Source organism: Bacteroides sp. CAG:633, from assembly GCF_000435115.1.
Classification (GTDB): Bacteria; Bacteroidota; Bacteroidia; order Bacteroidales; family Bacteroidaceae; genus Bacteroides; species Bacteroides ndongoniae.
Genome location: NZ_FR883017.1, coordinates 1 through 10,881 on the forward strand (window position 1 = coordinate 1; position 10,881 = coordinate 10,881).

Genomic DNA, 10,881 nt, shown 5'->3' on the forward strand with positions numbered 1-10,881 from the left:
TAGTCAATACGCCAATTTTGGAAGCTTACCTTATACTCCGCTGCATCTTACGTTTAAAATACACCAGCAGCCGAGCAAATATTATCACGTAATATAAGAGTTTAAAATCTCTAACAATTTATCCAACGGTAATTTTAAGAAACTTCCTTTAGGAATGTTTATCTCTAAAAAATTGGCTGATACTGTGGCAAAAATCATGTTTTCATAAACTAAACAAACCTTATTACTGTCTTTATGCAATATTGTTATATTATTCACGGCGACCACATGTATATGTTTAGCTTGAAGATGTTTCTTGGCAGCAGTTATTGCTTCAACAAACTTTTTTAAAGACAACACAATTTTCTGATTAGAAGTAGGATAGATTTGTATTTCCAGATAACCATGTTCTTGATTTATTTCAGCAAACAATAACTTATGACAAATTTCAGCAACCAAATATTCCCTGTCAAAAGGACTCGCTATCAATATTTCATATTCATTCATATGCATATACGTAATCATTCTATAAACCGTACATCCATCAGTGGATATGGTTCCTATAAAATATTCCAGGGTGTCTCTATATTAAAAACAACTATTGTATCACTGCGTCACAAATACCCTCCAACTTCCATCTTTCTCTCCACGCTCAACATACTTCTTAGAAATCAGCTGATCCAATAGTTTCTGAATAGCTGTTACACTGATGCCCGTTTCCTCTTTCATATCTGCAAGCGTTAGAGAAGGTTGTGTTCGCATAGCATTCAGAATTTTTGTATAATTAGGCGTCCGGAACACAATACGTTCCCCATCATACCACCACACATTCTCTTTTCTTTCACTTATAAATAGTACATCATTGTATACTTCTGTTGTAACCAAGTCATTGAAGTATTTCATGAAAGGGCGAATATCCTTAATATCAGCATGTGCGCCATCGCTAGGAAGTGGACCGACTTCAAGGTCAGTCTGATGCAAAGCCTCCAGATATTCACTTTTTTTACGACTACGGACTACAATCATAGGATAATCATGACGAGTCAGAATATAATTTACCATCAGTCGGGCAATACGACCATTACCGTCCTCAAAAGGATGAATACGTATATAACGATAATGAAATAATGCAGCCAACTCTACGGGCGAAAGTTTTCCCTCCTGTTCTGCAGCATTATACCAATCCACCAGATCACCCATCAAGCCTGGAGTCTCCTCGGGTGAAGCATAATCGAATCTGTCTCCGTATCGCGTAATGACACTATTTGGCCGCGTCTTATACTGCCCTGCATGAATCACATAACTCGTTTGTATTCCTCCAGGCAGATTACGAGATACTTCACATAATGCATGGAGTTATATTGTAACAAACAACACAAAGATATAAAAAACATCGCAAAAAGGTTATAAGTATACAACCTTTTTCAATGTTTTCAGCATGATATGTTTTAAGTACAACTATCCCCCCCTTCCCTGTTCGTTTGCATCATGCATATTTTCCCGATTCTGCATAAGGACACCACAAGAAATAATATTTGTGGTATATCTGTACAGACATTGATAGCATGCAGCAAAAAACTAAATTCATACATATATCAGTAAGCACTTGCATGTACGTTACATCCTTCACCATATTCACCTATCTATCAAGCGATTAAAAATTATGCTTTTCATGAAGTGAAACCGAAGAAAATAAGAAAACCTGGAGAAAGTGAAAGCACAAGGTGAAACCTCCGTGAAGCCACATCTTTCACCATATCCGCATGAATACCAACGCTCTAAATTTCAGGTGAAGGCGTGAAAGCAATTTTCCTCTTTCTCATTCTTTCTCCGTGTAAGTCCGCCTCATTCTGCGTAGTCCGCGTATCCATCTTTCACCCGCAAAGTGCCACTTGGCGGACGTAACTACCCACTTTAGGAAGACAACATCGGTAGTTAGCCACCGTAACAAGCAATCTCCAGCCAAATAATAAGCAATCCCACCGCATATTACAAGCAATGCCGCCAGGTTTTGCACACAAAGCCCACGAGTTTTTCCAGCAAACCCGCCAAGTATTGCCTACAATCCCCACGAGTATTGCTTGCGTCGCTCCCGAGCCACACAAGTGTTTCTCCCGAGCCGTGCAAGTGTCCCTCGCAAGCCATGCAAGCGTCAATCAAAGTATCAGCAACGCAATGCACGCACATGCCTCAGCATCGGCCAAAGCATGATGGTGCTGGGTCAGGTCGTAACCGCAACGAGCCGCCACGGTGTGCAACTGATGATTGGGAAGTTCCTTGCCGAAGACGCGGCGCGAAGCGCGGCAAGTACAGTGAAATGTATAGCCGGGATAGTCCATGCCGTATGCCTGGAAAACGGCTTTCAGACAGCCTTCGTCGAAAGGACTGTTGTGCGCCACCAAAGGCAGGTCGCCAATAAGCGGTGCCGCCTCCTTCCACACATCGGGGAAGGGAGCGGCAGCAGCAGTGTCGTGCCACGTCAGGCCGTGCACCTGCGTATTCCAATAGCTGTAGAAATTGGGGTAAGGACGTATCAGACGATAGAAACGGTCGGTCACCCGTCCGTCGCGGACAATGACCAAGCCCACACTGCACACACTGGAACGGTTGCCGTTGGCCGTCTCGAAATCGATGGCTGCAAAATCCTTCATCGTCCGTCCTCCCTCCTCTATCAGTCGTTTACAGCGTCGGAACCGGTAACATAATTGAATACTTTCAGGTTGGAAATCCGGCTTTTGAAGTCTCCCGCCTTCTGCAACGGGAATACCAGCGTACGCACATAGTTCATGGAGTCCTTGCCGGCGTTGAAGTAACGCTTCTGAACATCCAGCTTCTCGACAAGACGGCCGTCAACGAAGAGGGCGGTAGACATGTGGTCGCCCTTAATCTGGATGTTTGCCTTTTCGCCCGGATAAGGCCGGTAACCGAATGTATTCAGATAGCCGTCGCGGGCAAAGCCGAACAGTCCGCTTACAGGGTCGGACAGGTAGAAAACAGCGTTTTCCGAACGGAACAACTCGGTGCCCGGTGCTTCGGCAGCAGCTTCGAGATCGAAACTTACCGTATAATCATAACCGATTTCGGGATAAGACAAAGAAGAACCCGGAACAACCTCCGCTGCCTGGCAGACCATAGCCGGTTCACGGCCGATCCGTGCCAGCTGGTTTACACCCGGAGCTTCGCTCAACTGACGACGCAAACGGTCGAAATCGGCATAAGGCAGAGCGGGCTGTGCTCCCCATGTTTTCGCCGACAAAGTCTGCAAAGCCGGGAAGAGACGATGATGTATATCCTTGACAGAGATGCCGTTACCCACATGATCGTTCCAAACGGCAAACATGCCACCCAGAATGGCCGGATGCTTCTCATCGAACACCACCTTTCCTACATGGGCAGGCGTCCACTTGTTGTACAGATATTCGTCATTCAGATAGTCATGATAATAACCCGCCATCGGGACAATATAGACCAGACCATCGGGAATGCTGATCAGTTTGTAACCCTGCTCCACCATAGCTTTGGGTTCGGCATAGCCATTATACCAGGCACTCATGACGACATTCTCCGACTTGACCGGAGTATCGCCTGCCGCATGGGTCAACGCTCCCCACACACAAGCCTGCTTGCCATAACTCTCGACCAACCGGATATAGCGGTCGGTAAAGGCACGGAACTTCTCGACTACATCTTTCTTCTTATTGGAATATTCGTCAGTGCCGATGTGCACACGCGGTCCCCAGAAGACAGGTTCGTCACCCTCCAGATACTCCTTGAAAAGAGCATCCATGAATGTATACGTTTCGGGGTTGAACAGATCCAGATGGTCCATGCCGTACTCGCGGCTGCCTATTTCGGGCTTGTAATGAGTGAATGCCAACGTATGGGCAGGAGCATCTATTTCGGGAATGATTTCGACAAAACGACCGGCAGCTTCTTTCTGAAAGTCGATGAACTCGCGTTTCGTATAGTAGCCGTCGCGTGCCGTCAGCCCAGGATAAGTATCACACTCCAAACGGAAAGCAGCATAGGTACGACCCCAGTCGTGACCGAAGAACTGCTTGAAGCCATTGTCGTTAAGGTGTATCTGAAGAGTGTTCATCTTGTAGTAAGCTATCACCTTGACCAGGTCGCGAAGGTAGGACATGGGGATGAACTTGCGGCCGCAATCCATCATAAAGCCACGCAGAGCATAGTCGGGATAGTCGCGTATCTGTCCCTTTGGCAAACAACGGTCAGCGTTCTGCTCGCTCATCTGAAGCAACGTACGCGTAGCCCAGTAAACACCGGCCACTTCGGGAGCAGAAACGGTAACGGTACGATCCACTCGGATGGCATAACCTTCGGTTCCCAGTTTCTTGTCTTTCTTCAAAGTCAGAAAGATGTCACCGGTGCGCGGCTTTCCTTCCTCCACCCGAAAAACAGTGCCGAACATCTGTCCGTAATCGGCAGCAAATGCCTCGGCTACCGTCCGCAAGGCTGGCTCGCCACATACAATACGCATGTCGGCAGAAGGCTGGAACATGCCATCTGCTCCCTTCCACTCTTTCAGTTCGGGAATGACAAAAGGTTTTTCGTTAAGGGCATACACGCCCAACTGCATACAAAGAAAAAGAACTAAACACAAGGTGCGGGAAGCTGAAAAAAACGGTTTCATCATAAGAGATATTGTTTAAAGTTAGCAAAATAAGGAAAAGACGCATCACCTGCACTCCGGCCAAATGATGCGTCCATCCCAATATGATTCTAAAAATTACTCACGACGTCCCAGATAGATCATGATGTAGTAGATCAGCGTAGCCAACGAGCCCAATGCAGCCACTACGTAAGTGTAGGCAGCAGAACGAAGAGCGTCTTCGGCCTTGTCATGATTGTAGGCATTGGTAATGCCACTGGCACTGAGCCATACCAAAGCACGCTTGCTGGCATTGATCTCGACCGGCAAGGTGATGAAGCTGAACAGCGTAGTAGTGGCAAAAAGAATAATGCCGATCAACAGCAATTCCGGAAAAGAATTGATCATCAGAATACCTGCCAATATCACCCAAGTCATGATGCTGGAAGCAAACGAAACTACCGGCACCAACTTGCTGCGCATGGTAAGCGGCGCATAGGCACGGGCATGCTGCAAGGCGTGGCCACACTCGTGGGCAGCTACGGCAGCGGCCATGATACTATTACTGTTGTACACACTTTCACTCAGATTCACGGTTTTGTTGGCCGGATTGTAGTGGTCGGTCAAGTGGCCCGGTGTATGAGTCACCTGCACGTCGTAGATGCCGTTGTCGTTAAGCATCTTACGCGCTACGTCGGCTCCGGTCATGCCATTGTTGGTAGGTATCTGCGAGTACTTCTTGAACTTGTTTTGCAAATTCATCTGCACTAGCCAACTCAGCACGGCTACACCGATAAATATAATCCATTGCATTCCTATCATTCCTGTTCCCATACTGTTTTCTTTACTTTAAATTAATAATCCAAATTTGTCTTTTCAAATATCAGAACAAATTGTTTGCCAAATATAACGGAAGATTGGCAGGATACCACAAGAATTAACACAGATTATAGATTTTCCGCCAGAAACATTGATTTCTCCTCAGCCGAGCACCAATTCAACCACTTTATCGGTTTCGGTCGGCACTTCATCAAGCAGCAGGGTGATGCCGCCTTCCACCCGCTTGAACTTCAGTGATTGACGGGTAACGAAGTCGAGCGCCTGTTTCACCTGCTTGCCTTCCAGTGGCAGGAAGAGCGCCTTGTCGGGCAGGTTCAGGATGTGTACAAACAGGCGGTTCCCCTTTTGTGTCGTCACTCCCCAGTCGTGTGGAGTAATGCATCCGCCACGCGTGCCGTAAATGGTTTCGCCATAAGTCTGCATCCATTCGCCGACCTCCTTCAGGCGTTGTACAGCCACTTCGGGCAGACAGCCGTCGGGCTGAGGGCCGATGTTCATCAGCAAGTTGGCATCCTTGCCTGCCGCCTTCACCAAGTAGTGAATCAAAGCCTTAACCGACTTGTAGTTCTGGTCGGTAATCTTATATCCCCACATGCCGTTCATGGTTTCGCACGTCTCCAGCGGCAAGCTGCTGACGTCCTGTCCCGAAAGTCCAGCCTTGTTTTCGCCCGGCAGATCGCGCTCGAAAATCTGGATATCTTCGCCTTCGAAAGGCACCTGATGGTGGTTGTTGCCTACAAGGCAGGCAGGTTGCAACTTGTGGATAAGCTCATACTGTCCGGGAAGCTGCCAGTCGAAGTCGGGATTCTGATCCTGATCCCACCAACCATCAAACCAGATGGCTCCTATCGGGCCGTAGTTGGTAAGCAGTTCGGTGAGCTGGTTGTTCATAAACTGATAATAGGTAGGCCAGTTGCCTTTGGCGTCGGGACGTCCTGTCCCGCGGCCGGTACGGCCCCATGGGTAATCTTCGCGATACCAGTCGAGGTGCGAATAATACAGGTGCAGACGGATGCCCTGCTTGTGACACTCGTCGGCCAGTTCCTTCAGGATGTCGCGCTTGAAAGGAGTGGCATCGACTACATTGTAATCGGAGTACTGGGTATGGAACATGGAGAATCCTTCGTGATGACGGCTGGTGAAGCAGATATACTTGGCACCCGAAGCCTTGATGGCAGCCACCCATTCGGCTGCGTTGAAGCGGGATGGATAGAAACCTCCTGCCAGTTTGGCATACTCCTTATAGTTCAGGTTGTTGTTGGTCATGGTCCACTCGCCCGTAGCCAGCATGGCATACAAGCCCCAGTGCAGGAAGATACCAAAACGGGCATCGCGAAACTCCTGGCGGGATTTCAGATTCTCCTCAGTAGGAACATAATGCTGGGCACGCAGCGGAAGTGACAAGCCGGCCAGCAACAGCAGGGAAGCAAGAAAATGTGTTTTCATAAATCACCATTGTTTTTTGTAAAAGCTACCTCAGTACCCGTCAATAAGTAAGCTATATTCAGATCCCGATGTAACCTTATAGTTATACTATATTATATATAATGTATCCCATGCCGGCAGAACAGACAACCGTTCTGCCACCACGGGCGTACAACATACAAAGTTAATGAAATCGATGAAAACCGCGAATAAAAACAGCGAATAATGCCGTTTTTACCACAACTTATGAACCTGCTCCTTGATATATTCATCGTATACATCACGCACCACCTTCATCTCTTCGTCAGTAAATGCAGGAAGGGCAGAAGCGGCTGCATTGGCTGCAATCTGGGCAGGTGTGCTGGCTCCGGGAATCACCGTGCTGACAGCATCGTACATCAGAATGTAGCGTAAGGCAGCCAAAGCCAGGTTGTCAGTATTCAACCGTTCTTTGAGCACTTGTGCCGCCTTAACGCCGGTAGTATAATCGACACCGGAAAAGGTTTCGCCTTTATCGAAAAATTCTCCGTTACGATTGTACGAACGGTGGTCGTCTTTACCAAAGGTAGTTTCCAGCGTATATTTTCCCGAAAGCAACCCACTTGCCAAAGGCACCCGGACAATAATCCCCACATTCTGCTGCTTGGCTTTAGCGAACAGTTCATCAGCCGGACGCAAACGGAACATGTTGAATATGATTTCTATGGCCGAGATGTCGTGGTTCATTGCTTCCAGAGCCTCATCGATACGTTCCACGCTTACTCCATAATGCAGAATACGGCCTTCCCGCTTCAACGCATCGAGCGTATCGAACACTTCCTGCTTGGAGTAGACCTCCGAAGGCGGACAGTGCAGAAGTACCATGTCGAGACAATCCCGTTGCATATTCTGCAAGGAGTTGAAAACAAACCGACGGATGTTTTCGGCATTATAGCCTTCCGCATTATGAGGATTAAGTCCCCGACCACATTTCGTCACCACGTAAATGCGCTCGCTACGTCCTTTCAAGAACTCGCCAATAGTTTTTTCGCTCAATCCGCCCTGATAAATATCGGCTGTATCGAAGAAATTAATGCCTTGCTCACATGCTGCTTCAAGCGTTTTGAAGGCTACTTCTTTATCGAAAGGATCGCCCCACTTCGAACCCAGCTGCCATGTGCCAAGTGAAACCTCGCTGATACGAAAGCCGGTTTTCCCTAAAATTCTGTAATTCATAATGTCAGTCCTTTTTTATAATTATACCAGTAAGCAATAATAGTATATCCATATCTGCAATTATAAGCACAAAGATAGTATACGACATTGAATTAATAAATACATGAGAAATTATACATATACCGATAAATTAACTGGTATACTGACTTACAACAGAATATAATTCATACTTTTGCGCATAAAACAAAAATAAGCCATGTACAAAAGAAAAAATCCTTTGGATCTGTCGTGCGGCATCCGCATCACCATGTGTGTGATAAGTTCAAAATGGAAACCTTGCATCATCGATGCCTTACGCGAGGGGCCTAAACGTCCCAGCCAGCTTCATCGGGAAATACCGGAAGCCATCAACCGCGTACTGGACCAGAACCTCCGCGAGTTGGAAGAAGACCAGATCATAGCCAAGACTATTTATCCGGAACTGCCACCCCACAGCGAATACCATCTGACAGAACTGGGTAAAAGCCTGCTGCCCATCATCGACATAATGGACGACTGGGGAGAAGAACACCGCCACATCTACGAAGCCCTGAAACTGTAAACGGCTACGTACTGCCCCAGCCGGTAATACCCCGGAAAACTTCTCGCTCGTGCTCAATAAAAAAGAAGAGAGCCTGTCCGGAAACCACGATTACGCAACATCCCCGCCATCAGGCAGCGAACAAGGCATCATGTTTTTCCTGACAAGCCCTCTTCTTATTTTTCTTTCGAATCCGAAATCCTGGCTTATTCTTCGGTATATCGTTCGATCGTCTGTTCGCGGTCGGGACCTACTGAAACGATTTTAACGGGTACGCCCAACTGTTCTTCCAGGAAGGTGAGGTACGCATTGAACTCTTCAGGGAATTCGTCTTCACTCTGCATCTTGGTCATGTCGGTCTTCCAACCCGGCAGTTCTACATAAACTGGCTCTACACCTTCAGTAATGTCGTAGGGGAAGTATTCGATTTCTTCACCGTTCATTCTGTAAGCTACGCATGCCTTGATGGTATCGAATGTGTCGAGCACATCGCTCTTCATCATAATCAGTTTGGTAACGCCGTTGATCATCACCGAATACTTCAAAGCTACCAGGTCGATCCATCCACAGCGACGTTTACGACCTGTCACTGCTCCGAACTCATGTCCCAGTGCTCCGATCTTCTCACCGGTTTCGTCGAACAGCTCGGTAGGGAACGGACCAGCTCCGACACGTGTACAGTAGGCCTTAAAGATACCGTATACATCTCCAATCTTATTAGGAGCTATACCCAGACCTGTGCAGGCTCCGGCACAAATGGTGTTGGAAGAGGTTACAAACGGATAAGAACCGAAATCGATGTCGAGCATCGTGCCCTGTGCACCTTCGCACAACACCGACTTGCCTTCCTTCAACAGTCCGTTTACTTCGTGCTCGCTGTCTACCAGCGGGAACTGCTTCAGGTATTCGATACCCTCAAACCAGGCTTTCTCCAGTTCGGTCAGGTCGTATTCATAGTTCAGGCTCTTCAGGATTTGCTCGTGACGGGCCTTGGCAGCTGCATATTTCTGCTCGAAGTTGTGCAGGATGTCGCCTACGCGCACACCGTTACGGCTGATCTTGTCGGTATACGTAGGGCCGATTCCCTTACCGGTAGTACCTACTTTGGCATCGCCTTTGGCAGCTTCGTAAGCAGCATCCAGAATACGATGAGTAGGCAGAATGAGGTGTGCCTTCTTGGAGATGTGCAAACGCTCCTTCAACGGATGTCCGGAAGCTTCCAGCGCCTCGGCCTCAGCCTTGAACAAAGCCGGATCGAGCACGACACCATTACCGATGATATTTACCTTGTCACCTTGAAAAATACCCGAGGGGATGGAACGGAGCACATATTTCTGTCCTTCGAACTCCAACGTATGACCGGCATTCGGTCCACCCTGAAAACGTGCTACTACATCGTACTTCGGAGTTAATACGTCGACGACTTTGCCTTTGCCTTCGTCGCCCCATTGCAATCCTAATAGAATGTCTACTTTCATTTTTCTTTTTTATTATTGTTGTTCTTATTTTTCCGTTTGTTGGCACGCTCGCACCTGCTGCACAAGCCATACATATATAATGAATAGTGCGTCAGGTTGAAACGCCCCAGTCTGGTATTTTCAATAGCATGCTGCAGCTCTTCGTTCTGAAACTCGGTCACCTTGCCACACTGCGTACAGATCTGATGATGATGCGTATCGCGGTTATAACATTTTTCGTACTGGGAAGATGTGCCAAACTGGTGCTTGATGACCAGCCGGGCATTGATAAGCAGAATAATGGTATTGTAGAGGGTGGCACGGCTGACACGGAAATTCTCCTGATCGGCCATCAGCGAGTAAAGCGTATCAATGTCGAAATGCCCGTCAATGGAATAGATGGTATCGAGTATGGCGTAACGTTCGGGTGTCTTGCGATGCCCGTGCGCATTGAGATATTCGGTGAATATCTGCCTGACCGTATCTTTCACATTCTGACTTTCCATATCGGGGTAGCAGTAAATTACAGCTTACAAAGTTAAGCCTTTTTTGTTGAAAGCAAGTGATAATAGGGATTTTTTCTTTAGAAACTACAGAGAAAGAGAGAAAAATAGATTTCCAAAGTAAAGACATAATATCTAAAGTAAGGACATCATATAACTACTTACTACTGATAATACATTAGTATGACTACCTACTATTGATATTACTACTGATATTATTTATAGTATGACTACTTACTACTGATATTACTACTTAATTAACTACTCATAAGTAGTAACGAAGAAAATCGGGAAAAGTTTCTTTTTTTTGTAACTTTCTTACTACTTTTT

At 47.0% G+C, this 10,881-nt stretch carries 9 protein-coding genes and 1 pseudogene; 1 reads left to right on the forward strand and 9 read right to left on the reverse strand.

Translation table 11 applies throughout. The features are described 5' to 3' along the window. Nucleotides 1-84: 84 nt before the first annotated feature. From QVP67_RS03435 to QVP67_RS03465, 7 genes and pseudogenes are all read right to left on the reverse strand, one after another. A complete protein-coding gene (locus QVP67_RS03435; RefSeq protein WP_288179861.1) occupies nucleotides 85-486 on the reverse strand; it encodes a hypothetical protein in 402 nt (133 codons plus the stop codon). 99 nt (nucleotides 487-585) lie between these two features. Next, nucleotides 586-1,317 (reverse strand): annotated as a pseudogene (locus QVP67_RS03440) (Fic family protein); the annotation flags it as partial. Between the two features lie 818 nt (nucleotides 1,318-2,135). Then, nucleotides 2,136-2,630 (reverse strand): 3'-5' exonuclease, encoded by a 495-nt coding sequence (locus QVP67_RS03445; protein WP_022162158.1) that lies wholly within the window; start codon nucleotides 2,628-2,630, stop codon nucleotides 2,136-2,138. Between the two features lie 20 nt (nucleotides 2,631-2,650). Then, nucleotides 2,651-4,633, reverse strand: coding sequence for a family 20 glycosylhydrolase (locus QVP67_RS03450; RefSeq protein ID WP_441293828.1), 1,983 nt, complete (start codon nucleotides 4,631-4,633; stop codon nucleotides 2,651-2,653). A gap of 96 nt (nucleotides 4,634-4,729) precedes the next feature. Next, nucleotides 4,730-5,425 carry a zinc metallopeptidase gene (locus tag QVP67_RS03455; protein ID WP_022162160.1) on the reverse strand — a complete coding sequence of 232 codons (696 nt, stop codon included), beginning with the start codon at nucleotides 5,423-5,425 and terminating at the stop codon, nucleotides 4,730-4,732. 147 nt (nucleotides 5,426-5,572) lie between these two features. Next, on the reverse strand, nucleotides 5,573-6,877 hold the full coding sequence (locus tag QVP67_RS03460; protein ID WP_022162161.1) for an alpha-L-fucosidase: 1,305 nt from the start codon (nucleotides 6,875-6,877) through the stop codon (nucleotides 5,573-5,575). Between the two features lie 213 nt (nucleotides 6,878-7,090). Continuing rightward, on the reverse strand, nucleotides 7,091-8,071 hold the full coding sequence (locus QVP67_RS03465; RefSeq protein ID WP_022162162.1) for an aldo/keto reductase: 981 nt from the start codon (nucleotides 8,069-8,071) through the stop codon (nucleotides 7,091-7,093). 196 nt (nucleotides 8,072-8,267) lie between these two features. Between QVP67_RS03465 and QVP67_RS03470 the strand changes: the two genes are divergently transcribed. Beyond that, on the forward strand, nucleotides 8,268-8,612 hold the full coding sequence (locus QVP67_RS03470; protein WP_022162163.1) for a winged helix-turn-helix transcriptional regulator: 345 nt from the start codon (nucleotides 8,268-8,270) through the stop codon (nucleotides 8,610-8,612). 185 nt (nucleotides 8,613-8,797) lie between these two features. Here QVP67_RS03470 and QVP67_RS03475 read toward each other — a convergent pair whose 3' ends face one another. Continuing rightward, nucleotides 8,798-10,069 (reverse strand): adenylosuccinate synthase, encoded by a 1,272-nt coding sequence (locus tag QVP67_RS03475; RefSeq protein WP_022162164.1) that lies wholly within the window; start codon nucleotides 10,067-10,069, stop codon nucleotides 8,798-8,800. After that, a complete protein-coding gene (locus QVP67_RS03480; protein WP_022162165.1) occupies nucleotides 10,066-10,554 on the reverse strand; it encodes a Fur family transcriptional regulator in 489 nt (162 codons plus the stop codon). The genes QVP67_RS03475 and QVP67_RS03480 overlap by 4 nt, the downstream gene beginning before the upstream one ends. Nucleotides 10,555-10,881: the final 327 nt, after the last annotated feature.

Bases quoted from the DNA above. Each gene is read 5' to 3' on its own strand.
- QVP67_RS03435 (WP_288179861.1), bottom strand. From the start codon at position 486: ATGAATGAATATGAAATATTGATAGCGAGTCCTTTTGACAGGGAATAT.
- QVP67_RS03445 (WP_022162158.1), bottom strand. From the start codon at position 2,630: ATGAAGGATTTTGCAGCCATCGATTTCGAGACGGCCAACGGCAACCGT.
- QVP67_RS03450 (WP_441293828.1), bottom strand. From the start codon at position 4,633: ATGAAACCGTTTTTTTCAGCTTCCCGCACCTTGTGTTTAGTTCTTTTT.
- QVP67_RS03455 (WP_022162160.1), bottom strand. From the start codon at position 5,425: ATGGGAACAGGAATGATAGGAATGCAATGGATTATATTTATCGGTGTA.
- QVP67_RS03460 (WP_022162161.1), bottom strand. From the start codon at position 6,877: ATGAAAACACATTTTCTTGCTTCCCTGCTGTTGCTGGCCGGCTTGTCA.
- QVP67_RS03465 (WP_022162162.1), bottom strand. From the start codon at position 8,071: ATGAATTACAGAATTTTAGGGAAAACCGGCTTTCGTATCAGCGAGGTT.
- QVP67_RS03470 (WP_022162163.1), top strand. From the start codon at position 8,268: ATGTACAAAAGAAAAAATCCTTTGGATCTGTCGTGCGGCATCCGCATC.
- QVP67_RS03475 (WP_022162164.1), bottom strand. From the start codon at position 10,069: ATGAAAGTAGACATTCTATTAGGATTGCAATGGGGCGACGAAGGCAAA.
- QVP67_RS03480 (WP_022162165.1), bottom strand. From the start codon at position 10,554: ATGGAAAGTCAGAATGTGAAAGATACGGTCAGGCAGATATTCACCGAA.